This window comes from Natrinema versiforme (assembly GCF_005576615.1).
GTDB lineage: Archaea > Halobacteriota > Halobacteria > Halobacteriales > Natrialbaceae > Natrinema > Natrinema versiforme_A.
In genome coordinates, this window is record NZ_CP040330.1 from 2,426,957 (window position 1) to 2,450,770 (window position 23,814).

25 protein-coding genes and 1 tRNA gene are annotated in these 23,814 nt (G+C 66.4%); 16 read left to right on the forward strand and 10 right to left on the reverse strand.

The genetic code is table 11. From position 1 onward, the window contains the following. Window positions 1-214 precede the first annotated feature (214 nt). Together FEJ81_RS11950 and FEJ81_RS11955 are read right to left on the reverse strand one after the other, a co-directional pair. A complete protein-coding gene (locus tag FEJ81_RS11950; RefSeq protein ID WP_138245503.1) occupies window positions 215-520 on the reverse strand; it encodes a HalOD1 output domain-containing protein in 306 nt (101 codons plus the stop codon). Window positions 521-894: 374 nt separating this feature from the next. Then, on the reverse strand, window positions 895-1,368 hold the full coding sequence (locus FEJ81_RS11955) for an Lrp/AsnC family transcriptional regulator (protein ID WP_138245504.1): 474 nt from the start codon (window positions 1,366-1,368) through the stop codon (window positions 895-897). 304 nt (window positions 1,369-1,672) lie between these two features. On the opposite strand from FEJ81_RS11955, the gene FEJ81_RS11960 reads away from it, so the two are divergent. The 6 genes from FEJ81_RS11960 to FEJ81_RS11985 all read left to right on the forward strand — a co-directional run bounded on the left by FEJ81_RS11960 (window position 1,673) and on the right by FEJ81_RS11985 (window position 5,511). Next, window positions 1,673-1,999 carry a DUF5785 family protein gene (locus tag FEJ81_RS11960; protein WP_138245505.1) on the forward strand — a complete coding sequence of 109 codons (327 nt, stop codon included), beginning with the start codon at window positions 1,673-1,675 and terminating at the stop codon, window positions 1,997-1,999. 73 nt (window positions 2,000-2,072) lie between these two features. Further along, window positions 2,073-2,843, forward strand: a complete 771-nt coding sequence (locus tag FEJ81_RS11965; protein WP_138245506.1) for a GTP cyclohydrolase III — start codon at window positions 2,073-2,075, stop codon at window positions 2,841-2,843. Window positions 2,844-3,009: 166 nt separating this feature from the next. Continuing rightward, on the forward strand, window positions 3,010-3,615 hold the full coding sequence (locus FEJ81_RS11970; RefSeq protein ID WP_138245507.1) for a CBS domain-containing protein: 606 nt from the start codon (window positions 3,010-3,012) through the stop codon (window positions 3,613-3,615). A gap of 102 nt (window positions 3,616-3,717) precedes the next feature. Further along, entirely contained in the window at window positions 3,718-4,941 is a 1,224-nt protein-coding gene (locus tag FEJ81_RS11975) for a phosphoglycerate kinase (protein WP_138245508.1), read from the forward strand. Continuing rightward, a complete protein-coding gene (locus FEJ81_RS11980) occupies window positions 4,910-5,425 on the forward strand; it encodes a GNAT family N-acetyltransferase (RefSeq protein ID WP_138245509.1) in 516 nt (171 codons plus the stop codon). The genes FEJ81_RS11975 and FEJ81_RS11980 overlap by 32 nt, the downstream gene beginning before the upstream one ends. 12 nt (window positions 5,426-5,437) lie before the next feature. Beyond that, window positions 5,438-5,511 (forward strand) — tRNA-Thr (locus tag FEJ81_RS11985). Between the two features lie 180 nt (window positions 5,512-5,691). Here the strand turns inward: FEJ81_RS11985 and FEJ81_RS23205 are convergent. The 3 genes from FEJ81_RS23205 to FEJ81_RS11995 all read right to left on the reverse strand — a co-directional run bounded on the left by FEJ81_RS23205 (window position 5,692) and on the right by FEJ81_RS11995 (window position 8,816). Next, a complete protein-coding gene (locus tag FEJ81_RS23205) occupies window positions 5,692-5,862 on the reverse strand; it encodes a hypothetical protein (RefSeq protein ID WP_175416327.1) in 171 nt (56 codons plus the stop codon). 483 nt (window positions 5,863-6,345) lie between these two features. Beyond that, window positions 6,346-7,983 (reverse strand): COG1361 family protein, encoded by a 1,638-nt coding sequence (locus FEJ81_RS23210; RefSeq protein WP_175416410.1) that lies wholly within the window; start codon window positions 7,981-7,983, stop codon window positions 6,346-6,348. Between the two features lie 212 nt (window positions 7,984-8,195). Then, window positions 8,196-8,816, reverse strand: coding sequence for a universal stress protein (locus FEJ81_RS11995; RefSeq protein WP_138245510.1), 621 nt, complete (start codon window positions 8,814-8,816; stop codon window positions 8,196-8,198). A 215-nt stretch (window positions 8,817-9,031) separates the two neighbouring features. Here FEJ81_RS11995 and FEJ81_RS12000 point away from each other — a divergent pair, with 215 nt between their 5' ends. The 3 genes from FEJ81_RS12000 (at window position 9,032) to FEJ81_RS12010 (ending at window position 11,797) form a co-directional block, all read left to right on the forward strand. Next, window positions 9,032-10,702, forward strand: coding sequence for a long-chain-fatty-acid--CoA ligase (locus tag FEJ81_RS12000; RefSeq protein WP_138245511.1), 1,671 nt, complete (start codon window positions 9,032-9,034; stop codon window positions 10,700-10,702). After that, on the forward strand, window positions 10,702-11,502 hold the full coding sequence (locus FEJ81_RS12005; RefSeq protein WP_138245512.1) for an enoyl-CoA hydratase/isomerase family protein: 801 nt from the start codon (window positions 10,702-10,704) through the stop codon (window positions 11,500-11,502). Before FEJ81_RS12000 ends, FEJ81_RS12005 begins: the two co-directional genes overlap by 1 nt. Window positions 11,503-11,584: 82 nt before the next feature. Next, window positions 11,585-11,797, forward strand: coding sequence for a hypothetical protein (locus tag FEJ81_RS12010; protein ID WP_138245513.1), 213 nt, complete (start codon window positions 11,585-11,587; stop codon window positions 11,795-11,797). 70 nt (window positions 11,798-11,867) lie between these two features. Here FEJ81_RS12010 and FEJ81_RS12015 read toward each other — a convergent pair whose 3' ends face one another. After that, complete coding sequence (locus FEJ81_RS12015) at window positions 11,868-12,314, reverse strand: dCTP deaminase/dUTPase family protein (protein WP_138245514.1); 447 nt, start codon at window positions 12,312-12,314, stop codon at window positions 11,868-11,870. Window positions 12,315-12,411: 97 nt separating this feature from the next. Here FEJ81_RS12015 and FEJ81_RS12020 point away from each other — a divergent pair, with 97 nt between their 5' ends. Continuing rightward, window positions 12,412-13,068: an O-methyltransferase gene (locus FEJ81_RS12020; protein WP_138245515.1), complete on the forward strand. Its 657-nt coding sequence runs from the start codon at window positions 12,412-12,414 to the stop codon at window positions 13,066-13,068. A gap of 90 nt (window positions 13,069-13,158) precedes the next feature. Here FEJ81_RS12020 and FEJ81_RS12025 read toward each other — a convergent pair whose 3' ends face one another. The 3 genes from FEJ81_RS12025 to FEJ81_RS12035 form a co-directional block, all read right to left on the reverse strand. Further along, complete coding sequence (locus tag FEJ81_RS12025; RefSeq protein ID WP_138245516.1) at window positions 13,159-13,602, reverse strand: hypothetical protein; 444 nt, start codon at window positions 13,600-13,602, stop codon at window positions 13,159-13,161. Window positions 13,603-13,669: 67 nt separating this feature from the next. Beyond that, complete coding sequence (locus tag FEJ81_RS12030; protein ID WP_138245517.1) at window positions 13,670-17,188, reverse strand: PAS domain S-box protein; 3,519 nt, start codon at window positions 17,186-17,188, stop codon at window positions 13,670-13,672. Window positions 17,189-17,345: 157 nt separating this feature from the next. Continuing rightward, a complete protein-coding gene (locus FEJ81_RS12035) occupies window positions 17,346-17,792 on the reverse strand; it encodes a DUF1467 domain-containing protein (protein ID WP_138245518.1) in 447 nt (148 codons plus the stop codon). 138 nt (window positions 17,793-17,930) lie between these two features. Here FEJ81_RS12035 and FEJ81_RS12040 point away from each other — a divergent pair, with 138 nt between their 5' ends. After that, window positions 17,931-18,464: a hypothetical protein gene (locus FEJ81_RS12040; protein WP_138245519.1), complete on the forward strand. Its 534-nt coding sequence runs from the start codon at window positions 17,931-17,933 to the stop codon at window positions 18,462-18,464. Between the two features lie 42 nt (window positions 18,465-18,506). Here FEJ81_RS12040 and FEJ81_RS12045 read toward each other — a convergent pair whose 3' ends face one another. Next, complete coding sequence (locus FEJ81_RS12045) at window positions 18,507-19,319, reverse strand: mechanosensitive ion channel family protein (protein ID WP_138245520.1); 813 nt, start codon at window positions 19,317-19,319, stop codon at window positions 18,507-18,509. A gap of 741 nt (window positions 19,320-20,060) precedes the next feature. On the opposite strand from FEJ81_RS12045, the gene FEJ81_RS12050 reads away from it, so the two are divergent. From FEJ81_RS12050 to FEJ81_RS12070, 5 genes are all read left to right on the forward strand, one after another. Continuing rightward, window positions 20,061-20,831 carry a creatininase family protein gene (locus FEJ81_RS12050; RefSeq protein ID WP_138245521.1) on the forward strand — a complete coding sequence of 257 codons (771 nt, stop codon included), beginning with the start codon at window positions 20,061-20,063 and terminating at the stop codon, window positions 20,829-20,831. Window positions 20,832-20,927: 96 nt separating this feature from the next. Next, window positions 20,928-21,353: a nickel-responsive transcriptional regulator NikR gene (nikR, locus tag FEJ81_RS12055; RefSeq protein ID WP_138245522.1), complete on the forward strand. Its 426-nt coding sequence runs from the start codon at window positions 20,928-20,930 to the stop codon at window positions 21,351-21,353. A gap of 108 nt (window positions 21,354-21,461) precedes the next feature. Then, window positions 21,462-21,839, forward strand: coding sequence for a cupin domain-containing protein (locus FEJ81_RS12060; protein ID WP_138245523.1), 378 nt, complete (start codon window positions 21,462-21,464; stop codon window positions 21,837-21,839). Between the two features lie 183 nt (window positions 21,840-22,022). Continuing rightward, the gene (locus FEJ81_RS12065; protein ID WP_394349637.1) at window positions 22,023-22,469 is read left to right on the forward strand and encodes a hypothetical protein; all 447 of its coding nucleotides are present in this window, start codon (window positions 22,023-22,025) and stop codon (window positions 22,467-22,469) included. Between the two features lie 96 nt (window positions 22,470-22,565). Then, window positions 22,566-23,717, forward strand: a complete 1,152-nt coding sequence (locus FEJ81_RS12070; RefSeq protein ID WP_138245524.1) for an acyl-CoA dehydrogenase family protein — start codon at window positions 22,566-22,568, stop codon at window positions 23,715-23,717. Window positions 23,718-23,814: the final 97 nt, after the last annotated feature.

A 23,814-nucleotide genomic window follows, 5' to 3' on the forward strand; every position in this document is an offset into this window, starting at 1 on the left:
GAGATACTCGGCCTATGCTAGGTGACGGGATGACGTGCGTGCTTTCGAACCAAGGGCAATTCGGCTCCGATTCCCACGGTCGATTTCGACGATGACCCGACAGACAGCCACCGAGAGCCGGGTTTTCCCGCTCGAGCACGCGGACTCGTTCGGTCGACAGTCAGCCGCGGCGACAGTGAATCCGAACTCCGGCGGATCGTCCACGCAGCGCGCGCTATCGGCCGATATCGGCTTCTGACTGCATCGACTGCTGCGTTCCGGGTTCGCCGACGGAGACGTCGCCGTCGCTCCCGACGGTGATGTCGTAGCCGTTGTATTCGAACGACACCCGGACGGTCCCGGTGTCGGTGTCGCCGTCCGCCGACGAAACGAGCGCGTTTAACGCCTCGGGATCGACCGCGTCGTACAGCGGGGGCTGGAGCTCCATCGGTGCAACGCCTTCGCGGTCCGCGACCGCTTCGACGACGAGAGTGACGGGCGTGCTGGCACTCGTTTCACGAGCAGTGTGGTTGCGTTCCATTATGCCATTGCAGCCGCCCTGCACGGATAAAGCCTTGGTGGACGTTCAACTAACTCTGTATAGGTCGGATACAGTTTGATAATTTAGTAGATGTCCTCATAATATTCGTCCCAACTCGATCAGTATCACTGCCGTCTCCGCGTCGAAATCGCGCTGTCGAGCGGAGGGGCGGCGGCCGGTTCGATCGGAACGGCTGCCGGCGGGGAGACCCGTTCGATCCGAAACCGGGCGACTGCACTCGTCCTCGAAACGACGGTGGCGTCTGTCGCTGATTTCGTCGGATGGGCATCGACGGGCACGTCGGTGGCTACCGCGGTCTCCCGGCAACACGTCTCGGCTCGGACGGTACCGACCGTCTCGTCTCCGAGTTCCGGTCAGGAAAACTCCTTTCCGAAGTGGTTGAACGGCTGTACGTACTCTTCGTCCAGTACCTCCGACCGCACGATCTCGAGTCCGCACTCGCGGATCGAATTCGCGATCTGGGACACGTCGTCCGTGTCCGACCCGACGACCGTCACGTGGTAGTTCTCCTCGCCGGCGAGCAATTTCCGCACCGTGACGACCCCGTGTTCGTCGAGGAGATCCTCGGCGACCGATTCGGACGGATCGCTCGCAGTGCAGGTAAAGAGGATCACGAGCTGATAGCCCGCTCTCTCGTAGTTGATATCGGGAACGTATCCCCGGATGATACCGGCGTCCTCGAGTTTCTCCATCCGATTTCGCACCGTACCGGCGGAGACGCCCACCGCTTCCCCGATCTCTCTGGTCGTGTTATCCCGGGCGTCTTTCTGCAGCATGTGGAGGATTCCCCGATCGACCTCGTCGAGTTCGGGCTCGGTTCCGCCCATACGTTCCGTTCCCCGGATTCGCGGATATACGTTGTGTCAGCATGCCAATGGCGGGACCGGTATGCCGGAGTTCCGGAGGGATGTTCCCCACCCCGTTGGAGAGGAATGTGCGCTTCGAGACGGGTCCGGCGCGAGCGCGGTCCGATTGCCGGTGGAGCCAACCGTCCGTCAGTCACGTGAAGCGAGCCGAGATCGCCGTCGGTCGACCGAGTTGCCACTGCACACGCCCGGACGTGACCGTCGCCGACGAGGACGACAGCCGCGGAGAGTAATCCTTTTGCGGGTCCCCTGCACACGTCGGAGTATGAGCAGTAACTGGCCGGTCGATCCCGACGGCGAGGAGGGCAGCGAGGGGATGCGCAAGTACGACATGCGGATCATCGCGGACAAGGTCGACGAGGAGGAGGACTTCCCGATGGACCGCGACGAGTTCGTCGAGGAGTACGGCGACTACCCGATCCGGATCAACCACGAGACGGTCGTCGCGCTCAGCGATATCTTCGAGTACGTCGAACCCGCGGAGTTCGAGACGTTGGTCGACATGCACAAGGCCGTCGGCGCGGCGATGCGGGCCGGCAACTTCTGGACGTACCACCCGCAGGGCGAGAACCCGGAAAAGAAGCACGCCTAACGGGCCGTTCGGGCGCATCACGAATCTGGATTACGTATCACTTATACGACGCCGTTCGAAAGAGTCGATCACCGTGACTAACACGCAGGTGACGCTCGTTCAGATCGACAACTACGGGCCGTGGACCGTGACGCCGGAGCCGCGACGGGAGGCCGACCTCCAGACCATGCAGTCCCGGCTGTTCGCGGACATCTCTCAGTTTATCGGCAACCGCGGCGGCTACACGTTCTTCACTCGCTTCGACAACATGATCGCCGTCACGAACGGCTGCTCGCTCGAGGACCACGCGCTCCTCCAGGAATCGGTCGGCAACCGCTACCCCGTGACGCTCAGCCTCGGCGTCGCGACCGGCACGAGCCCGGTCCAGGCGCTCTCGGACGCGACCGAACGCCTGCAGGAGGCCGGCAGCGCACAGGACAAGAACCGCCGCGAGTGTCTCGAGGGACGGGTCATCGAGGACGCTCATCGAACGGACGACGACATCCAGATCGCCCACTTCGACGTGATCAACGCGACCGGCAACTACACTGACGAACTCAACGCCTTCGACACCTTCATCGAGATCGAGCAGGGCTACGCGGAACTCATGCGCCACATGCGCCACGCCCACGAGAGCCTCTCCTTCTTCGTCGGCGGCGACAACGTCATCGTCGTCTGCCCCGACCTCGAGGAGCCCGATTACGAAGAGGCGATCGCCCACGTCGAGGCCGCAGTCGACGTCGAGATGCAGGTCGGCGTCGGCCGCGGCGAGAGCGCCCACGAGGCCGGCTTCGAGGCGAAACACGCCCTCGAGACCTGCCGGGCCGACGGGACCCGCGTCGAACTCGAGTGGGAGACGGCCTGATACGGTCTACTGTAAGTCATTGCCGGTGGGACCGCGACCGCTCTGCGGTCCCACCGGTAAATCGTTACAGTAAACCGTATGAGTCGCGGATCTATTGGACTTCGCCGCCGATTTTCTTAAGTGTAGTGGAGGTAGCTTTTAGCCCGTCCGTGGGTTTCATTCGCACATGGAATCGGAGCTGTCCGTCAGAGACGTGTTGACGACCGATTACGTCGGCGTCAGCGAGTCCGACGCGATCCGCGACGTCGTTCGGCTCATGCGCGAAGAACGGACGAGTTGCGCGCTGGTCGTCCGCGGCGCGGAGCCGGTCGGCATCGTCACCGAGTGGGACGTGCTCGGGCTCGTCGCCGACGCCCGCGATCCGGGCGAGACGACCGTCGGCGACACCATGACGACGCCGGTCATTACGGTCGACCCCGACCGATCGCTCACCGACGTCGCGACCACGATGGCCCGCCAGAACATCCGCAACGTCGTCGTCGAAGACGAGGACGGCATCGTCGGACTGGTCACCCAGCGGGACGTCATCGCCGCCGCGGGCTCGTTCCAGGCGACGATGACCCCCGCCCGCTCGAGCGAACCGCCGGTCGACCGCGAACCCGGGGCCGCCGCCGCGACCGCCCGCGCTCCCGAGGAGGGTGATTCCCAACTGCTCCCGAACGGCGGCGACGAGTACACCACGCAGGGCGTCTGCGAGGCCTGTGGCTCGCTGGCCGACTCGCTGTGGGACGCCAACGGGCAACTGGTCTGTGCGGACTGTCGAACGGTGTGACCGGTAGTCGGCCCCTACGACAGCGTAGCCCGTGCCAGCGGCCGCCGACCCGTATCTCTCCGATAGAAAGACCTTTCGGGTGGCGCGGTGGAGGGGTCGATAATGATCGAGACCCTCGACGACCTGGACGTCGAAGGGACTACCGTCGGTGTCCGCGTCGACGTCAATAGTCCGATCGACGACGGCGGCAGGCTCGCGGACGACGCCCGGCTCCGCGCCCACGTCGACACCCTCTCGGAACTGCTCGACCGCGGCGGCCGCGTCGCCGTCCTCGCCCATCAGGGTCGGCCCGGCGGCGACGATTTCGTCTCGCTTCGGTCCCACGCCGATCGCCTCTCGGAACTGCTCGGCCAGCCCGTCGACTACGTCGATGCGACCTTCACCGAGGCCGCCCGCGAGGCCGTCAGGGACCTCTCGAACGGCGACTGCGTCGTCCTCGAGAACACGCGCTTCTACAGCGAGGAGTACATGGAGTTCGACCCCGAGCGCGCCGCGCGGACCCACCTCGTCGAGGGCCTCGAGTCCGTCCTCGACGCCTACGTCAACGACGCCTTCGCCGCGGCCCACCGCTCGCAGCCCTCGCTCGTCGGCCTCCCGACCGTCCTCCCCGGCTACGCCGGCCGCGTGATGGAGTCCGAACTCGACGTGTTGGGCTCTATCGAGGAGACCGACGAGCCCCGCGTCTACGTCCTCGGTGGCGCGAAAGTCCCCGATTCGATCGACGTCGCGTGGTCGGTCTTGGAGAAGGGGCTGGCCGATCACGTCCTCACCGCGGGCGTCGTCGGTAACGTCTTTCTCATCGCCGACGGCGTCGACCTCGGCGACGCCAGCTCGGATTTCATCTACGATCAGGGCTACTGGGACGAGATCGACCGCGCCGCCGACCTCCTCGACGCCTACGGCGATCAAATCGCGCTCCCCCGTGACGTCGCCGTCGCCCGGAACGGCGAGCGCCACGAACTCGGCGTCAACGCCCTGCCGCCCGGCGACGAGGAGTCCGCCATGGACATCGGCGGGTCGACGCTCGACTACTACCGGCGGATCCTCGACGACGCCGAGACGGTCATCCTCAACGGCCCCGCCGGCGTCTTCGAGGACGACCGGTTCCAGACGGGGACCAAACAGCTCTACGGCGCCGCCACGGACATCCCGACGAGCATCGTCGGCGGCGGCGACACGGCCTCCGCGCTGCGACGGCTCGGCATCGACGACTTCTCTCACATCAGCACCGGCGGCGGCGCGGCGCTCCGAATGCTCACCGCCGAATCGCTCCCTGCCGTGACCGCACTCGAGAATGCCCCCCAACAACCCGCAGCCGACGATTGAGCCCGCCGCTCGGGACGATCTCGACGCCCTCGCGGACATGTGGGTCCGCCTCGCCCGCGACCAGCGACAGTACGACTCGGCCGTACGCGCCGACGCCAACCGCGAGACCATGCGGGAAACGCTCGCGGCCTACCGGATCAACGACGGCCTGCTCGTCGCCCGCCTCGAGGGCCGACTCGTCGGTTTCGCCTCGGTCTCGATCGAACGCGGCTCGCTCGACCTCGACACCACCCGCGGCCTCCTCTCGAACATCTACGTCGAACCCGCCGCCCGCGGTCAGGGAATCGGCTCTGCGCTGCTCGAGGCCGCCGAGGATGCGCTCGCACAGCGGGGCGCGGACAGGATACTCCTCGAGGTGATGGCCGGCAACGAGGACGCCCGCCGATTTTACCGCCGCGAGGGGTACGACGAGTTCCGAGTGACGATGGGGCGATCGCTCGAGGACCGGGCGGAAAACGATACACACTCAAAGGAGGACGGCTAACCCACGGCCTGCGCCAGGGGAGCATGGGCGGTTCATGCACTCGACTTGTAATCGAGACTTCGTGGGTTCAAATCCCACCCCTGGCTTGATTCCGTCGGTTCAAACCCTCTACCTACAAGTACGGCATCTTCGGAAGTTGTCTCTCTTCCAGCGAGCTAACTCCGAGGTTCAAAGCCAATTCTTCTGCCGGGTCACACGGGGTTGTTCCTGTGTGACAACCTCGACGCGCTGCTATCGGTGATCCCCGGTCGCCGATCGAACCGACGTTACCAGAGCCCGAGCTGATGGCCCGTGATGAGGGAGAGGAACATCAGGAGCGCCAGCAATACCAGAACCAGCGGTTCCGGCGAGCCGAACGACTGCAGCAGGCGTTCGTACAACCCAGACGTTGTGGCCACCCTGTCGAGAGACACCCCATCGCTCTCCTTGTTTGCCATGGTCTACCATACGATACTGCCTACTAAAAAGTATTCATAGCGGAACCGTCACGACGGACGTTGCGAGGCGCTTGTCTCTCGATCGGCGGTCGCTCCTCGCACGACGGCGACCAACTCTCGGTCGTCGTAAACGGAGGGGACTCGAGTCGGCTGAACGGGTCCATTGCCCGTGGAACGACCGAAGTACTATGTGAATAGCTTTATACTCCGGGATCGGTCTCGTGTAACTGTCCGTGGGGTCGCGTTCGAAACCACCACCTACCGTCCCCGCGGACGACGTTTCTCGATCGGTCTGCCGTGCATCCGACCGACTCGGTCGTTCGATCCGTACAGTCTCGGAGCCGGCGTTCGTCTCGAGGCAGTTCGAGCCGTCGCGAGCGCACTCGAGCGGAGCGACGAATGCGAGAGAGACGAGTCGCACACGGTGGACAACCGATTCCCGGCGGTTCGTCACCGCTCCTGTCCGCCCCCGTCCCCATCCCGTCAGTTCGTCCCGCGGACGGTGACCGTTCGCTGGGCCACACAGCCGTCGGCCGCGACGCGGACGGGGAACGATTGGTCGTTCGCGACGACGGCCGTCTCGAACTCGAGCGTGATCGATTCCGACCCGCCGCCGTCGATCGAGAGTCGGCGCGTGTCCACGACCGTGGGATCATGCCCGACGATCAGTTCGACATCCCGGCTGACGGCCCGATCGGTCGCGTTCTCGAGGGTCGCCGTCACCTCGAGGACGTCGCCGGCGTCGACGGGGTCGTTGGTCCCGGTGATCGTCACTCGCCCGCCCGCGTCAGCGGTCCCGATCACCTCGACGGTCCGTTCGGCGACGGCGTCGTCGGCTTCGACGCGGACGGGGAACGCCTGCGTCCGGTCGACGACTGCCGTTTCGAACTCGAGGGTGATCGTCTCGGTCCCGCCGCCGGCGACGGAGACGGATCGTGTATCGACCCGCTGGGGGTCGTGGCCGACGACGAGGTCGACGTCTCGAGTGACCGGTTCGGTGCCGCCGTTTTCGAGTTCGGCGGTCACCTCGAGGATATCTCCGGCATCGACCGGATCGTTCGTCTCGATGATCGAGGCGCTCAGCCCGGTGTCGCCGGAGCCGGTATCGTCGGCCTGCCAGAGCGATTCCGACGCGAACGTGCCGTCGTCGCAGATCACCCACGCGATGACCGAGCACGTGTGACAGAGGCCGCCGTCGACGGTCAGCGACGCCGTATCCGCCGTCCCGCTGACTTCGGACGTTCCGAGGATGAGGTCCGACTGGCCGACCCACCAGACGACACGCTCAAGCGCGCCGTCCGGATCGGCAACGTCGATCTCGAGGTCGATCGTCCCGCCGCGGTCGGCGGGAAGCGTCCCCCGCTCCGGGCGAGCGGCCTCGATCGTCGGCGACGCATGTCCGTCGGGCGTCACGCTCACGGTCCAGTCGGCACGGTAGTTGCCGTCCTCCGTGTCGATGCCGGCGGTGACCTCGTGGGTGCCCTCGGATTCGGGGGTGTACTGCCAGTAATGGGCGTTTTGTTCCGCGTAGTAAACTGACTGCCACGCGGGGCCGACCATCGAGTCGCCGACGCTCTCGCCGTCGACCCACCAGCCGGTGAACTGCGATCCGTCCGTCTCGGGATCGACGGCCCCGGCCTCGAAGAAGACCGTCGTTCCCGGCTGCACCGCGACGGGTTCGCCCGGACGCGTCAGCCCGTCGTCCAGTTCGTCGACTCCGAGTACGGTGACCGTTCGCGCCGCCGAATCGCCCTCGGTTCGGACCCGAACCGTCACCGCCCGATCCCGGGCGGCGGGCTCAATCCGGTAGCTGCGGGGGAAGGGTCGCTCCGTCTCCCCCGGCTCGAGGGTGAGCGTGACGGTCCCGGCCGACTCGTCGTCGACGAGGTACTCGACGGTCGGGCGAACCGTTCGGTCGGTCCGGTTCTCGAGTTCGGCGGTCCATCGGAGCAGCCCGCCGCCCTCGACCGGGTCGGTCACGTCGACGAGACGGACGGTCACGTCCGATCCGCCCCCGTCAGTTCCCGCGGTCGATCCGTCGGACTGTGATTGGACAGTGCCGGCGGCGACCGGGACGGTACTACTCGCCGCAGCCCATCGCAGCAGCCGTCGCCGGTTCACAGTGTGTCCCTCATTCGTGCTCGCCAACCGGAATTGCAGTCAAAAAGTAGCGCTATCGTTACGACGGAAAACGGCGCGTTTGTCCCGTGTAAGCCCTCCCGGAACGACGATGGCGGTCCGTACCCCGCTGTTGGCCCCGATTACGCTCCCGTCGACCCGTCGATCCGTGCTCTCGGGCCGTCCCCATCAGCACTCGAGGCAGGTCTAGTGGTCTATTCAGTTTCGGGTCCCCGCGCGATGCGGGCCTCGCTCGTGATCGCATCGACGTGGACGTGGACCGGCCCCGCGTCGGTCTCGAGCGGGACGATCCACGAGGCGCTGGTTCGATGCGGGTCCTCGAGGACGGTCACCTCGTCGTACCCCTCCTGCTCGGCCGTTTTCCGGGCGATCCGCGCCGCCTCGTCGGCGTCCTCGATTCGGATCTCGTCGTTCAGGCGGACGGTCACGACCGGCACGTCGGCCATCCGGACGATCCGCTCGGTGACGCTGCCGACCAGCACTCGATCGAGTCCAGTCCGGCCCTGCGTCCCCATGACGATCATATCGATTCCGTGGTCGTCGGCATAGGCGAGGATCTCCTCGTGGGGAACGCCCCGTTCGACCGCCGTGACGGCGTCGACGCCCTCCCGGTCCGCTTCGGCCTCGACGCGCTCGACCGCCCGCTCGGCGGCCGGAATCGCTTCGTCGGTCTGAAGCGTCCCGAGCGGCCCCTCGGGAACGATCGATACCGCGTGGATCGTCGCGTCGAAGCGGTCCGCGATCGTCAACCCGTGCGTGAGCGACTGACGGGTCCCGTCGCTCCCGTCCGTCGGGACGAGGATGTCCTGGTACATGACACGCGTGATTGGAAGTGCGGCGGTAAATACCCTCGAGTCCTCGCCGGCGAGGACCGGCAAACGAGTCGGCAGTGTCGCGACCGCGAGTCCGATTCCGTGCCGTCCCAGCGGCGACTGACTGCCCCTCTCGTTATCGCTGGTAAGAAAAATCGCCGATCGGACCGAACGATGTAAATCTTTTTTACGATACACGGAAACGTATCGCACGGAGTATGACAAATCTTGTCACTAACGTCGCGGGTGCCGTCGAGGAACACGGCGACAACACCGCGATCGGTTTTCAGGGGTCCGAGACGAGCTACGAGGAGTTCTGGGGGCAGACGGGGGCGTTCGCGGCCGCGCTCGAGGAGCGAGGGGTCGGCGAGGACGACCGCGTCGCGCTCTATCTCCCGAACGTCCCGCCGTTTCTGATCGCCTTCCACGGGACGCTTCGCGCCGGCGGGGTCGTCGTCCCGATGAATCCCCAGTACAAGGCCCGCGAAATCGGCCACCTGCTCGGCGACAGCGAGGCGAAGGTCGTCGTCGCGCTGGCGGACCTCGTCCCCTTCGTCAAAGAGGTCCAAGACGAGACCAGCGTCGAACACGTGGTCAGCATCGGCGGCGAGGCCGAGGGCGCGACCGAGTTCGAGGAATTCCTCGAGCGGGGAGTCCCCGACATTGCTGACCGGGCCGACGACGATGTCGCAGTCCAGCCGTACACGTCCGGGACGACCGGGCAGCCGAAGGGCGTCCAGCTCACCCACGAGAACCTGTCGTCGAACGCGAAGGCCGCGGCGAAGCTCATCCCCGACGGCATCCGGCCGGACGACAGATCGCTCGGCGTCCTCCCGCTGTTTCACATCTACGGGATGACGGTGACGATGAACGCGGCGCTGTTCAACGGCGGCGCGTACTATCCGATGGCCTCCTGGGACGCACAGGACGCCGTCTCGCTGATCGAGGACGAACAGCTGACGATCATGCACGGCGTGCCGGCGATGTACAACGACGTGATCAACCAGCCCAACGCCGAGGAGTTCGATATGTCCTCGCTGCGGCTCTGTGGCGTCGGCGGCTCCGGGATTCCGGTCGAGGTCCTGCGCCAGTTCGAAGAACGCTACGAGCCGAAGATCTACGAGGGATACGGCCTGACCGAGACCAGCCCGATCACCCACTTCAACAGCCCGATCGAGGGGCGGCGGGTCGGCAGCATCGGGAAGACGGTCCCCGGCGTCGACTCCAAAGTGGTCGATAGCGCGGAACGAAGTTCCGCTGACCGTTCGGGCGGCGACGAGCCGCCCGAAGACGACGACTTCGGCGAGGTCCCGCCGGTCGAGGAGGGCCCGATCGACGAGGAGAGCGTCGCGGCGGAGACGCGACGAGGCGAAAGCGGCGAAGCCGCTGGAGCGGCCGACCTCCACGAGATTACCGGCGAGATCGTCGTCGCCGGGCCGAACGTCATGAAGGGCTACTACGGCCTGCCCGAAGCCAACGAGGAGGCCTTCACCGAGGAGGACGGCCGCCGCTGGTTCCACACGGGCGACATCGGCTACCACGACGAGGACGGCTTCTTCTACGTCGTCGACCGCGAGAAACACATGATCGTCACCGGCGGCTACAACGTCTACCCGCGGGAAGTCGAGGAACTCCTCTTCGAGCACCCCGATGTCGCCGACGCCGCCGTGGCCGGCATCCCCGACGAGCGCCGCGGCGAGACCGTCAAGGCCTTCGTCGTCCGCACGCCCGACGGCGACGTAACCGAGGAGGAGATCAAAGAGTACTGTCTGACCAACCTCGCGGAGTACAAACACCCGCGTGAGGTCGAGTTCGTCGACGAACTCCCCCGAACGACCACCGGGAAGGTCCAGAAGTTCAAACTCCGCGAAGGGGAGGGTGACGACTGATGGCGCTCGGTGATGCGGTCCTCCTCGATCTCGAGGCGGACGGAGCCGCGACGATCACGCTCAACCAGCCCGACCGACGAAACGCGCTCTCCGAGGAGATCAGCACCGGGATCTCGGAGGCGCTCGACGAGATCGAGGGCAGCGACGCCCGCGTCGTCGTCCTGCAGGGCTCCGGCGGATCGTTCTCCGCCGGCGGCGACATCGAGCGGATGACCGAGGCCATCGAGGACGACGTCCCCGCCGACGATCGGGTACGACGGCTCGAGCGGTCGACGAACGAACTGATGACGCGGCTCATCGACTTCCCGATCCCGACGATCGCACTGGTCGACGGGGCCGCCGTCGGTGCCGGTGCGAACCTCGCGATCGCGTGTGACGTGCAACTGGCGAGTACCGACGCTGCCTTTGGCTTCGTCTTCCGGCAGGTCGGGTTGAGCGTCGACGCCGGGACCTCCTACCTGCTGCCGCGGATCGTCGGCGAGAACGTCGCCAAGGAACTGGTCCTCACCGGCGACATCTTCGGCGCGGACCGCGCGAAAGAGCTCGGACTGGTCAATCACGTCTACGACGCCGACGAGTTCGACGAGCGAGCCGACGAGTTCGTCGAGAAGGTCGTCTCCGGGCCGCCGATCGCGCTCCGCCACGCTAACCGACTCGTCGGCGAGGGCCTCGAGAAGTCCCTCGAGCAGGCCCTGACCGACGAGGCCGTCGCACAGGGGATCGTCTTCGAGACCGAAGATCACGCCGAGGGCGTTTCCGCCTTCCTCGAGGACCGCGATCCCGAGTACGACGGCCGATAGGCGCGCTCACAGTCGAGATTTCGCCTCGCCGTTCTGTTAGCGGTCCGAAATGGTTTTCACAAAGATGTTGGAATACAGACTCATGTCGCCAGCCTCCCTCCGTGATCAGCTACGGTCCCCCGCTGCTGTTGTGATCGGACTCCTCTGGCTCGCGAGTTCGATATACGGAATCCTCAGCTCCGGGAGCATCCTCGTGTTTTCGATCCTCCCGATCGGCCTCATCGTGTCCGTGATCCTGCTTCAACTGTTCTATCGGCTGGTCGTGGCCGTCGAGCACCTCGCGTACGACTCGTAGCCGTGCCCGCTCGAGCCGTTCCGGCGAGCTGGTAGCAAGCCAGCGGTGATCCGGCGATGGCCGGCAGTCGTTACTGCGCGTCTGCGCCGATCGGGACCAGCGTCGACACCCGCGCGTTCTCCTTGATCCGGAGGCCGCCGTCGGCCACCGTCAGCGGGATCAGCGGCAGGTGGTCTCGCACTTGCATCGAGGGGTGGGACCCGCCGCGGGCCAGCAACTCGTTACGCGGCTGGAGCTGTGCCGCCCCCTCGAGGTCGGTGAGGAACTCGTTGTGCTGGATCACGTACTGGCCGCCCTCGAGGTGCCACCACCCGTACTCGTCGTGGGGGCTTTCGAGTTCCGTCGGGACCGGCTCGAGGTCGGCGTCCGTGAGTTCGTCGCCGCCGAAGTCGAGTCGGCCGGGAGCGGCGACCTCGTAGACGGCGCTGACAGTCAGATCGATCCCGTGGTCGCGGACCTGTACCGGTTCGTACACCAGATTGTCGACGGCGTCGGCGAGTGGGTGTTCGGCGGGCATATCGGTCGAAATGACGGTTGCGAGAACAAAAAGGATACCGTCGCTGGCGGGGTTCTGGCTCCCCGAAACCTATGGGCTGGCGGACGTATACGCGAGTATGACCGACGAGATCGCTCGCTTCGTTCGCGCGGCCGGCCCGGACCCCGACGAGACGCTGATCGAGATGGACGAGTTCGCCGCCGCCGAGGGGTTCCCCCACGTCGGCCCCGAGGTCGGCGCGTTCCTGCGCTTCGTCGCCCGCCTGAACGGGGCCGAGCGCGTGTTCGAGTTCGGCTCGGGCTACGGCTACTCGGCCTACTGGTTCGCCGAGGCGCTCCCCGACGACGGCGAGATCGTCCTCACCGAGGTCGACGAGGACGAACTCGACCTCGCCCGCGAGTACATGGCCGCGGGCGGCTACGACGACGTCTCGCGATACGAACTCGGCGACGCGATGGCGACGATCGACCGCTACGACGGGCCGTTCGACATCGTCCTGATCGACCACCAGAAGAAGCGCTACGCGGATGCCTTCGAAGCCGTTCGATCAAACATTCCCGTCGGCGGCGTCGTCGTCGCCGACAACGCGATCACGGCGAGCGTCGTGGAGTTCGACGACCTGCTCGAGTGGGCCGAGGGAACCGCGCCGGCGGACGTCAACGAACACACGCAGGGCGTTATCGACTACCTCGAGACGGTCCGGGCCGATCCGGCCTTCGAGACGATCATGGTCCCGCTCGGCGAGGGAATCGCAGTGAGTTACCGGGTCGAGTGAGTTCGGAGTCGCGACGAGAGCGGTCCCGAAGATGGCGGAGCAGTTTCGGCGGAGAATCAGCGAGGGTCGGTGAGAGAACAGCGATTCCGCCTAGAGCGAGTCGGAGGTTTCGCCGTCGAGCATCTGTTCGTCGGCCGGGGCCGGGGAGCCGTACTCCCGGAACCCGAGGAAGATCGTCGAGCCGGCGGCGGCGAGCAGCGTCGCCCACGTGACCGCGGTGAGCGCGACGACCGTCGCCCCCGCGGGACCCGGCGCGACGGAACCGATCGTCTCGAGGCCGACGGCGTGCCCGCCGGCGACGCCGAGGAACGCGAGCCAGAGCCCCAGCGCCGTCCGGGCGAGCGTTCGCCGGGTGATCGACTGGGCATAGCGAGCGACACAGTAGACGCCCCCGATGGCGACCGCGGTCGCTCCGAGGGTTACTCCGGCCCCGTCGACGGTGACGTTCGCGACGCCGGCGACGGCGAAACAGGCGAGCGAGGCGGCGAGCAGGGATCGGTCCGAACCGCGTGTTGTCGGAATCACGTCGTGCACCGCTTTGCCGGGTTGAGTAGGTGGTCGGATATATAGCTGTTGGCTGACTGCAGCCGACTGAATTGATCTATGCTGCCCCGTCGACGGCCGGCAGCGTAAACGAAAACGTCGCTCCCTCGCCGGGCTCCGAATCGACCCGGATCTCGCCGCCGTGGCGCTCGACGATCCGGTGACAGAGCGCGAGGCCGATCCCGGTGCCGGCGTGTTCCTCGTGGCTGTGGAGCCGCTGGAACACCTGGAAGATCCGCTCCTGATCGTCGGGATCGATGCCAATCCCCTCGTCGCTGACCGAGATCTCCCAGTTCCCGCCGTCGCGTTCTGCGGCGACGTGAATCCGCGGCGGCTCGTCGCCGCTGTACTCGATCGCGTTCGACAGCAGGTTCTGGAATACCTGCCGGAGCTGGCTCGCGTCGCCGTCGACGCGGGGAAGCGCGTCGGCCGTTATCTCGGCGTCTGCTTCCTCGATACTGAACTGCAGGTCCTCACAGACATCGTCGAGGATGCCGTCGAGATCGACCGGCTCGAGCGGGTCGCCCTGCGTTTCGACCCGGGAGTACTCGAGGAGGCCGTCGATCATCTCGCGCATGCGCTCGGCTCCGTCGACGGCGTAGTCGATGAACTCCCGGCCGTCGGCGTCGAGGTCGTCGGCGTAGCGGTTCTCGATCAACTGGAGGTAGCTCGTGACCATCCGCAGGGGCTCTTGGAGGTCGTGGGAGGCGGCGTAGGCGAACTGTTCCAAGCGCTCGTTCGACTCCTCGAGGCGGCGCTGGTACTTCGTGCGCTCGGTGATGTCTTGGACGACGAGCATGCCGGCAGCCACCTCGTCCCCGGTCCGGACCGGGAGGGTGTGGGCGCGGAGGTCCCGGCCGTGATACCCCATCTCGAAGGAGCGCTCGTCGCCCCCGAGGGCGGCCCGAAAGTGGGGCTCGATCTCGGCGGCCACGTCGTCGGGGTACCGCTCGTGAATCGTCTGCCCGATCGCGGTCTCCTGTTCGATTCCGAGGTCGGCGAGGAGTTGCCCGCCCGCGGCCGTGTAGCGCAACTGATCGTCGAACAGGGCGACGACCCCGTTCGGGAAGTTCTCGGCGAGCGTGCGGTAGCGCTGCTCGCTCGCCTCGAGTTTGCGCTGGCGCTCCCGCCGCTCGGTGATGTCCCGGACGACGCCGATCCGGCCGGTCCCGTTCTCGTCGGTCGTGATCGACGTGACCGTCGCTTCGACCGGCCGTTCCTCGCCGGCCTTCGTCTCGAGTGTCGTCTCGACCGTCGGCTCGTCGCTCTCGTCGGTCGCGATCCGCTGGGCGAGGTCCATCACGGGTTCGTCGACGACGAGCGACGCGTGGCTCCCGAGCAACTCGTCGCGATCGTAGCCGGTGAGTTCGACGTACGCGTCGTTGACCATCGTGAACCGGCCGTCCTCGTCGAGCGCGTAGATCCCGTCCTCGATGGTTTCGATGATCCGTTCGTACTGCTCTAACTGTCGCTCCCGGCGCTTCCGGTCGGTGATGTCCCGGAAGTACACCGATAGCCCCGTCTCGGAGGGGTAGGCCTGGATCTCCATCCAGATGTCGAGCGAGTCGGAGTAGCGCTCCCACGACTGGGGCTGCTGGGTCTCCATCGCCCGCTCGTAGCGGTCGACGAGATCGGACCGCGTTCCGCTGGGGAACCGCTCCCAGATGTTCTCGCCGACGAGCTCCGCCTCCGAGTGCCCGAGGAGTTCCGTGGCGCGGTCGTTGACCAGCGTGAACCGCCACTCGTCGTCGAGGGCGTAGAACGCATCGGAGACGCGACCGAGGATCTCGCTCAGTTCGGTCTCGAGTTCCCGCTTGCGGTCCTCGAGGCGGCGCTCCTGTGCTTTGAGCGCCGTGATGTCCTCGCCGGCGGAGATGACCCGCTCGAGCGCGCCGTCGCGGTCGAAGACGGGGACGGCGGTGACGGAGTACCACGTCCGTTCCCCCGTCTCGTCCTCGAAGACGAGTTCCTCGTCGGCGACCGGTTCGCCGGTTTCCCTGACCCGGGCCGAGGGACCGCGGTCGGGGTCGATAGGGTTCCCGTCGGCGTCGCGGACGTCCTGCCGCGCGAGCAGTTCGGTCTCGCCGAGCGGCTCGCGGTCGCCGAGGCCGAGCGTCGTCTGCACGTGGCGGTTCGCAAGCACCGTCTCCCCGTCGGCGTCCTCGACCGAAATCGCGACCGGCGCGGTCTTGAGGAGCGTTTCGGTCTGGGACCGCTCGCGCTCGAGGGTCCGCTCGTGGCTGATCCGGTCGAAGGTCACCTCCAGACTCGAGGCGACGATCTTCGCGAGCGAGCGGTCGCCGTCGTCGAACGCCGTCCCCTCTTCGGAGCCGATGAGGACGATGCCGTGGTCGCCGATCGGCAGACAGATTTCGCTTCGGATGGGCGTATCGGGGTTGTAGACGTCCGAATCGGACGTTACGTCGTCGTAGATAACCGGCTCGTTGGACTCGAAGACGCGCCACGCGATCCCCTCGCCCGCCCCGAACGTGGGGAGGTCGCCGAACAGGGCTGCGGCCGGCTCGGACCAGGCGACCGGCTCGAGGACCGCCCGCTCCGGATCGTGGAGGAAGACGCCGTTGATCTCGAGATCGAGGATATCGGAGAGGTGCCGAGAGGCCCGCTCGGCGGCCGCCTCGCGCGTGTCGGCACCGAGCCATTCACGGACGGCCTCGTTCAGCCGGCGGAGCTGGTAGGCGCGCCGGTGCTGTTCGGTGACGTCGTAGTAGAGTTCGACGCGGCCGCCCGCGTACGGGCCGGATTCGATCGGCTTGCTCCGGTGCTCGAGCCAGCGTTCCGCGCGGGTGTCGTCCGCGGTGACGCGGCACTCGAAGCGCTCGGCGTCGCTGTTCTCGTCGTAGGTCGCCCCGAGTATCTCGGCGAATCGCTCCGGGTCGGCGACCCGCTCGCTGATCGTCTCGTCGATCAGCCGGTCCTTGTTCCGGCCGATCACGGCCCTCGAGTCGAGCCCGAAGTACCGTTCGGCGGCGTCGTTGATCCACGCGACCTCGAACTCGTCGTCGAGGACGAAGACGCCCACGTCGGCCCCCTCGAGCACCGCGGTGATCGGTTCGAACGGGGGCGAGAGGGGCTGTTCCGGTTCCGACTCCGTGGCGGAGTCGGCCCGGTCGTCCGGCTCCGTCTTCGGCCCCGTCGGCTCCGTCTGCGAACCCCGGTCTACCTCTCGGGGATCGAGTTCGCGGACGATGCCGATCGTCCCCTGCCGGCCGTCAGCGGCCGGGACCGTCCCGAGCCGCAACTCGCAGGGGATCGCGGTGTCGGCGGCCGTCCGAACCGATCGCTCGAACGTGGCGACGCCCGTCGCGGGGGCCCGCTCGAGCGCCTCGACGCCGGACTCGCCGAGCAGCACCGAGACGTGTTCGCCCCGGAGAATCTCCCGGCTGGAGGCCGTCAGCTCGAGGAGCGCGTCGTTGATCGCGACGATCCGGTCGTCGCCGTCCAGCTGGAAGACGCCGCCCGGAACCGTCTCGACGAGGGTACGGTACCACTGACGCGCCGCCCGCTCGTCGCCCTCGTTCCAGGGGGCTAGGCCCGCCGGCTCCGCCGGTTCGGTCATTAGAGAGAGGAAGCCGCTCTGACGGATAAGTCCAGCGCCGCCGCTCGTCACAGGTATGGACGCGATGTACCGCCGAGTCGACGACCTCGATACCGATCACCCGGTCGATTCCCGGCCGACGAAACGCCGGTCCGGCGTTATGTTACGGCGATCCGTCTCAGTCGTCGCCCGAAAGGACCCGCTCCTCGGGCGTCGGTCGACCCGGATGAATGCCATACCGGGCGAAGCCGTAGCAGACCGTCATCGACACCGCACAGAGGACCAGCGCGCCGGCGATCGACTCGAGGACGAGGCCGACGATCGGGCCGGCGAACGCGTCGCCCACGGCCGCGGCGGACTCGCTGGCCGGAGCCGTCGCCAGCGCGTAGGGGAGGAAGGCCGCGAACGCGAGGAGCCACCATCGCTTCGCGACGCGTTGGAGCCGCGCCGGTCCGGAGTCGCTCTCGGTGCTCGTGACGCCGGCGACGCCGAGCGCGATCAACAGGAGCGCAGGGACCGTTCGGAGCGGGGCGTCAAAGCCGGTATTAACCGCGACGCCGACGGCGACGAGCGCCACGGAGCCGGCGAGGATCGGACGTGAGGGGCGGTTCCCTGAAGGAAGCATACTGACGCGGGGTAGCGGGTGATTGTACAAAACTCTCGCGAACCGGCGGCGGCGCTCATCGACCGCCGCTGGGCGGTCGGCATCGCGGCCACAACAAAGGACGTATTACCGGTGCCCGCAACTCGCAGGTGAGAACGAATGAGGGAACGCGATCGAGCCGAATCCCTGACGGCCCTCCGGCGGCACGCGTCGGCCGCGACCGACCGAGCGACTCGCGCGCTCTCGCGAGCCCCCGGCGTCGGAATCGCACGATCACTGCGGCGACTCTGGCAGCGCCACGTCCGGGCCGAACCCGACCGGTATCAGGCGTCGATCACCTTTCCGACGGCACCGGACCGCCCGACGGTCGGCGAGATCCACGACTGGATCGAGGCCCTCGAGCACGCGTTCGAAGGACGCCTCGACGTCTACGCCCGGCGCGGAAGCGTCGCGGTCGTCTCGGACTGTGTCGCAGCCGAGCAGTTCGACGGGGACGCCTTCGAGGCGGTCTGCGAGCGAATCGAGGACGGCTACGCCGGAACGCACTCGCTGTCACACCTCAAAAAGTGGCGACGGAACGACGGGCGACTCGTGCGAGCCCACGTAATCGTCCCGGTCAAACCGCTGTTTCCGCAGGAGAAGGCCGACGAGTCGGCGCGTGGCCGATCGGCGGCCGGGATCGGAGCGAACTGACCGCGGATTGCGGTCGATAGCCCGCGGTCGGTCGTCGCACGATCAGTCGTCGTCGCTCGGCCCGGGACCGGGCTCGGACCCGGGTTCGCGATCGGTGCTCGGATTGGTGCCGGTCGGCTCGCCGCTCCGAGACCGGCTTCCGGCGGTGTCACCCTCGCTCGGTGCGACCTCGCTCGTCCGGTTCATCCAGCGGTCGATGTTTTCGGAGACGTAGTCCTTGCCGCCCCACCCGAACGCGACGCCCGCGCCGATAGCGAGGGCCGCGCCGAGTCCCCACGCGAGCGCTCGTGCGAACACGTAGAGGATGGCGACGTCGATCCCCATCGTGTCGAGGCCGATGACGATCGCCGTGAAGTAGAGGAACATCCGCGCCCCGTTGGCGAACCAGCTGGTGTAGGCGGTTTCGGTGGCCGCGCGCGTCCGTTCGATCGCGTCGCCGATGAAGTCCGCGACGACGAACCCGAAGGTGATGACGAGCAGTCCCGCGATAAAGGCCGGCAGGTACGAGACCGCCGTCGAGATCCACTGGGAGAGCGTTGCGATCGCGAGCGCGTTCGCGGCCGCGAGAATCGCGAGGCCGTAGACGAACCACTTCGCCAGCGAGCCGAAGGCGCTCGAGACCGCTCGTTCCGTGCCGCCGAGTATCCGGCCGAGCGGCGTCTCGAGGACCATCCGATCGAGTTCGATCCCGTCGGCGAGCCGTCGGACGATTCCCGCCGCGACGCGGCCGAGAACCCAGCCGATCGCGAGGATTATCAGCGCGCCGATCAACCGCGGCAGGAACGTGACCAGTTCCGCAGCGGGGTCCTGCAGCCAGTCGGGAACCTGTGCTTGGGCAAGGTATGGTGATACCATGTCCGCGTAGCTAGTCGTCGACCGCCCTTCGTAATTGAGTGCGTATCAAAACCTAATGAAACCAACGTGTATCGCTCGCTTCGACCGCGGCGATTGAAGTGTCTGTTACCGCGAATTGCGGGACGACCGTACCGTGACGGATCGATACGGATCCCGAACGAGTCCGTGAGACGGGTCGCGATCCGTCCCGGAACGATCATCGTGCCGTCGGTCGATAAACGCATATTGGAATCGAGCGCGGCAGTGGAACGATGAGCGCCGTCGATCGGGTCGGAACCGCCGGCGGCGGTGACCGACCGAACGTGTCCGATTTCACTCATTGCGAAACCGCCGACTCAGTCTCGAGCGCGGGCCGAGAGAATCGGTCCGAGTGCGATCGACTGTGGCTCGAGGCGGGTGCAACTGCACTCGGATGGTCTCCGTTCGATGCTACCGCCTCGCGACGAGAGCATGGACGAACCGCCGTGTTCGGGTGCGCGATTCCGAATAGATCGCTGAATGCGCGGCGATACCGGCCGATTCGACGGAACGGACCGGGAGCGAACCAGCGACAACGTCCCCGCAAGCCCCGACTGTGGTAATACCGTATTACCGAATGCGGCGCGTCGGCGGCGTCGCTGTCCCCTGAGCCGTTGGTTTCCGACGGCTACTGGACCGCGCGTCGAGCGCTCCATCGTTCCGTTCGGTCGTGGACCGGAGTTTCGCGGTACGCTATTGGTGATCCGGACACGACGGATGGGTATGTACCTCGCCGACGAAGCGTGGCCCGACCTCGAGACGTACTTCGACTCGGAATCCCTCGCGCTCGTGCCGCTCGGCTCGACGGAACAGCACGGCCCGCACCTGCCGGAGGCGACCGACCACCTGATCGGGGAGGCGTTCGCCCGCGAGGTCGCAGACCGGACCGGCTACCTCTGTACGCCGACGATCAATATCGGCGTCAGCGGCCACCACCGGCAGTTCCACGGGACGATGTGGGTCGAGCCGCCAGTGTTTCGGGAGTACATGGAATCGCTGACGCGCAACCTCATGTCCCACGGCATCGATCGGGTAATCTACGTGAACGCCCACGGCGGGAACGTTCCCCACCTCCGGGAGGTCGGGGCGCGTCTGCGGCAGGACGAGGTCGCCTACGCGATCGAGTGGATGTGGGACGAGTCGATTCCGGACCTCGTCGACGACCTCTTCGAGCAGAACGGCCCCCACGGCGGGCCGAAGGAGACCTCGATGATCCAGTATCTCGAGCCGGAACTGGTCCACGACGATCGGCTCGAGGAGGCCAGAGACACCGGGATCCCGAGCGTCGAGGCGGCCGAGACGGTCAAACACGGCTCGCGGACGTTCTACGACGCGGCGGACAACACCGAGAACGGCGTGTTGGGCGATCAGACGGATGCCTCCGCGGAGAAGGGCGAACAGTTGTTCGAGGCGGCGAGCGACCAACTCGTCCGGCTCTGTGAGTGGCTCGCCGACCAGGAGTTCAAGGACCTGCTTCCGCGAGAACACGTTTAGACCGCCGGCTCGAGACAGTCCCGCGGTTGCCTCGAGATGCCGCTCTCGGTCGCCGATTATGATAATCCTTAATAGTAATGCCACTCGAGTTATTATATGGCAGTCGTCAGCGTCTCGATGCCGGACGAACTCTTGGAGCGACTCGATCAGTTTTCCGAGGAGCACGGCTACACCGGTCGGAGCGAAGTCGTCAGGGAAGCCTCGCGCAACCTCCTCGGGGAGTTCGAGGACACCCGACTCGAGGACCGGGATCTCATGGGGATCGTCACGGTGTTGTTCGACTACGAGACCACGAGTGTCGAAGAGCGGATGATGCACCTCCGCCACGAACACGAGGACCTCGTCGCCTCGAACTTCCACAGCCACGTCGGCGACCACTACTGCATGGAACTGTTCGTCCTCGAGGGCGAACTCGAGGACATCTCGACGTTCGTCGGCAAGATCCGAGCGACCAGAGACGCGCTGACCGTCGACTACTCCGTCATCCCGGTCGACAGCTTCGACCCGCTCGCACAGGACTAGCGCGCCGTTCGGATCGGAACCATACGAATCGGCGCCCGTTCGTCGCGGAAATGGCACGGACCGAAACGGAACGCGTAGTTTTACTGTCGGCCCCCCGAATGGGGACACATGTCATACCGGAAAGTCAACTACGAGGAGGTCGAGCAGGTCTCGAGCGCAATGCACTTTCTCAGCGACCCGCTCGAGACCGAGCAGGTGGGGGTCACGGTGGCCCGCTGCGATCCTGGCTGGAACAGCAAGCCCCACGACCACACCGACAACGAACACGAGGAGATCTACGTCCTCATCGAGGGCGATGCGACGGTCGTCGTCGACGACGAGCCGGTCGCGATGGAGACCGGTGACGCGCTGTGGATCCCGCCCGAATCGACGCGACAGATCCGCAACGGCGACCGCGAGAGCGCGTTCGTCCTCGTGAGCGCGCCGAGTATCGCCGACGAGGACAGCGACGGTGACGAGTGGTTGCTCTCCGGTTTCGCCGGCTGAGTTCGGTCCGGGCTCGAGGCTGTGGTGGGTTAGGATAGAAGGGGGTCGGGTTTCGGCGGACGGCTGCGAACTATCGACGGACGACTGCTGCCCGCCGACCCGAAACCCGCCGGGACGGTTTAGTGGTCCCGCGTGCACGTCGTCCGTAGGTGAGTTCCGATTTACTCGAAGCACCACGCGGCCGTGTCGGTCGTCGTCGCCGGAATCCTGACCGCGTTGCTTCCGCCGGTCACTCTCTTCGGCAACGTCGTCCCGGCGGCGGTCGTCGTCGCCTACGGTACCGCGGTCGGCGTCTTCATCGATCTGGATCACTTCCTCATCGCCCGGTTCAAGACCGGCGACTGGGACGCCGTTCGGTTCTGTCTGGCAAACCCCGGCACAGCGGCGACCGATCAGTCCGAAATCTTCGACCCCGGCGACGTCGGCGTCCTCTCGCGACTGCTGAGCCACGTCGTGATCGCCGGGATCGCGGTCCCGGCGATCGCGCTGGCCAGCGTCCCGCTGGCGATCGTGACCGGAGCCGTCCTCTATGCCCACCTGCTGGCCGATCTCGTCTGGGACATCTCCCTGCTCGAGTCCCACGCGGACGCGGCGGGTTCGATCGACGATCTCGTGGGGATGGTTCGATAGCGGCGGACGGACGGCGCGATTCGAACCGGCTGACAGCCGTCGCGGGTTGCGATATTGTCCCCCGAATATTTCCACCGAGCGCCCGTGTGACGGAACATGGAACTGCTCGACGACAGCATCGTCCCGGAGCACGCACGCGATGTCAAGGCCGAGGCCCGCGACTTTGCGCGCGAACACATCGAACCGAACGCCCAGGAGTACTTTCAGGCCGGCGAGTATCCGGAGGAGATCCTCGAGGCGGGCCGGGAGGCGAACCTCGTGGCCCAAGACATTCCGGAGGAGTGGGGCGGGCGGGGGCTGGATCTGGCTCAACTGCTCGCGATCACGGAGGAGTTCTACCGGGCCGACGCGGGGATCGCGCTGACCCTGCAGTTGGCGAGTTTCGGCTGCGAAATTACCTACGAACACGGCACCGACGAGCAGTGCGAGCAGTATATTCGGCCGGTCGCGGAGGGCGACCAGCGCTCCGGGCTCGCAGTCTCGGAGCCGGAGACCGGCAGCGACCTCGCGGGGATGCAGACCACGACGGAGAAAGACGGCGACGAGTACGTCATCAACGGCGAGAAGTACTGGATCGGCAACGGCGTCGAAGCGGACTGGGTCACGCTCTACGCCCGCACCGGCGACGACGAGGACAACCGGTACGGCAACCACTCGATGTTCATCGTGCCGACCGACACCGACGGCTACGAGGCCGAGCACATCCCCGAGAAGATGGCGATGCGCGCCTCGAAGCAGGCCCACATCGAACTCGAGGACTGCCGGGTTCCCGAGGAGAACATGATCGGCAGCGAGGGAGACGGGTTCATGCTGCTCGCGGACTTCTTCAATCACGGTCGCGTGGCCGTCGCCGGTCACGGACTCGGCATCGCCGCGGCCGCCATCGAGGAGGCCTGGGAGTTCACCCACGACCGCGAGGAGTTCGGGCGGACGATCAGTGACTTCCAGTCGGTCCAACACGGCCTCGCCGACATGCTGGTCGAGTTCGAGAGCGCCCGGACGCTCACGTGGCGCGCCCGCGAGAAAGTCGCCAACGAGGACAACGCGGGGTACTGGGCCGCGATGGCGAAGACGAAGGCGACCGAGACGGCCGTCGACGTCTCCGAGCAGGGGATGCAGTTCCACGGCGGCCGCTCGGTCTTGGACGAGCGCCGGATCGCTCGCGTCTTCCGCGACGCACGAATCCCGGTGATATACGAGGGGGCGAACGAGATTCAACGCAACCTGATCTACGGGCAAGCGCCCTGAGCGGCCGGGGAGTCTCCGCTGCGGAGACCTGCCGCTTCGCCCTCTCGGGGACTAGTTGGCCGAAAGAACAATCACGTTCGGTTCCATGTGTATCGGC

What these genes read in the sequence shown, in the direction of transcription:
- FEJ81_RS11950 (WP_138245503.1), bottom strand. Translation starts at nt 520, where the DNA reads ATGGAACGCAACCACACTGCTCGTGAAACGAGTGCCAGCACGCCCGTC.
- FEJ81_RS11955 (WP_138245504.1), bottom strand. Translation starts at nt 1,368, where the DNA reads ATGGGCGGAACCGAGCCCGAACTCGACGAGGTCGATCGGGGAATCCTC.
- FEJ81_RS11960 (WP_138245505.1), top strand. Translation starts at nt 1,673, where the DNA reads ATGAGCAGTAACTGGCCGGTCGATCCCGACGGCGAGGAGGGCAGCGAG.
- FEJ81_RS11970 (WP_138245507.1), top strand. Translation starts at nt 3,010, where the DNA reads ATGGAATCGGAGCTGTCCGTCAGAGACGTGTTGACGACCGATTACGTC.
- FEJ81_RS11975 (WP_138245508.1), top strand. Translation starts at nt 3,718, where the DNA reads ATGATCGAGACCCTCGACGACCTGGACGTCGAAGGGACTACCGTCGGT.
- FEJ81_RS11980 (WP_138245509.1), top strand. Translation starts at nt 4,910, where the DNA reads ATGCCCCCCAACAACCCGCAGCCGACGATTGAGCCCGCCGCTCGGGAC.
- FEJ81_RS23205 (WP_175416327.1), bottom strand. Translation starts at nt 5,862, where the DNA reads ATGGCAAACAAGGAGAGCGATGGGGTGTCTCTCGACAGGGTGGCCACA.
- FEJ81_RS11995 (WP_138245510.1), bottom strand. Translation starts at nt 8,816, where the DNA reads ATGTACCAGGACATCCTCGTCCCGACGGACGGGAGCGACGGGACCCGT.
- FEJ81_RS12000 (WP_138245511.1), top strand. Translation starts at nt 9,032, where the DNA reads ATGACAAATCTTGTCACTAACGTCGCGGGTGCCGTCGAGGAACACGGC.
- FEJ81_RS12005 (WP_138245512.1), top strand. Translation starts at nt 10,702, where the DNA reads ATGGCGCTCGGTGATGCGGTCCTCCTCGATCTCGAGGCGGACGGAGCC.
- FEJ81_RS12010 (WP_138245513.1), top strand. Translation starts at nt 11,585, where the DNA reads ATGTCGCCAGCCTCCCTCCGTGATCAGCTACGGTCCCCCGCTGCTGTT.
- FEJ81_RS12015 (WP_138245514.1), bottom strand. Translation starts at nt 12,314, where the DNA reads ATGCCCGCCGAACACCCACTCGCCGACGCCGTCGACAATCTGGTGTAC.
- FEJ81_RS12020 (WP_138245515.1), top strand. Translation starts at nt 12,412, where the DNA reads ATGACCGACGAGATCGCTCGCTTCGTTCGCGCGGCCGGCCCGGACCCC.
- FEJ81_RS12030 (WP_138245517.1), bottom strand. Translation starts at nt 17,188, where the DNA reads ATGACCGAACCGGCGGAGCCGGCGGGCCTAGCCCCCTGGAACGAGGGC.
- FEJ81_RS12035 (WP_138245518.1), bottom strand. Translation starts at nt 17,792, where the DNA reads ATGCTTCCTTCAGGGAACCGCCCCTCACGTCCGATCCTCGCCGGCTCC.
- FEJ81_RS12040 (WP_138245519.1), top strand. Translation starts at nt 17,931, where the DNA reads ATGAGGGAACGCGATCGAGCCGAATCCCTGACGGCCCTCCGGCGGCAC.
- FEJ81_RS12045 (WP_138245520.1), bottom strand. Translation starts at nt 19,319, where the DNA reads ATGGTATCACCATACCTTGCCCAAGCACAGGTTCCCGACTGGCTGCAG.
- FEJ81_RS12050 (WP_138245521.1), top strand. Translation starts at nt 20,061, where the DNA reads ATGTACCTCGCCGACGAAGCGTGGCCCGACCTCGAGACGTACTTCGAC.
- nikR (WP_138245522.1), top strand. Translation starts at nt 20,928, where the DNA reads ATGGCAGTCGTCAGCGTCTCGATGCCGGACGAACTCTTGGAGCGACTC.
- FEJ81_RS12060 (WP_138245523.1), top strand. Translation starts at nt 21,462, where the DNA reads ATGTCATACCGGAAAGTCAACTACGAGGAGGTCGAGCAGGTCTCGAGC.
- FEJ81_RS12070 (WP_138245524.1), top strand. Translation starts at nt 22,566, where the DNA reads ATGGAACTGCTCGACGACAGCATCGTCCCGGAGCACGCACGCGATGTC.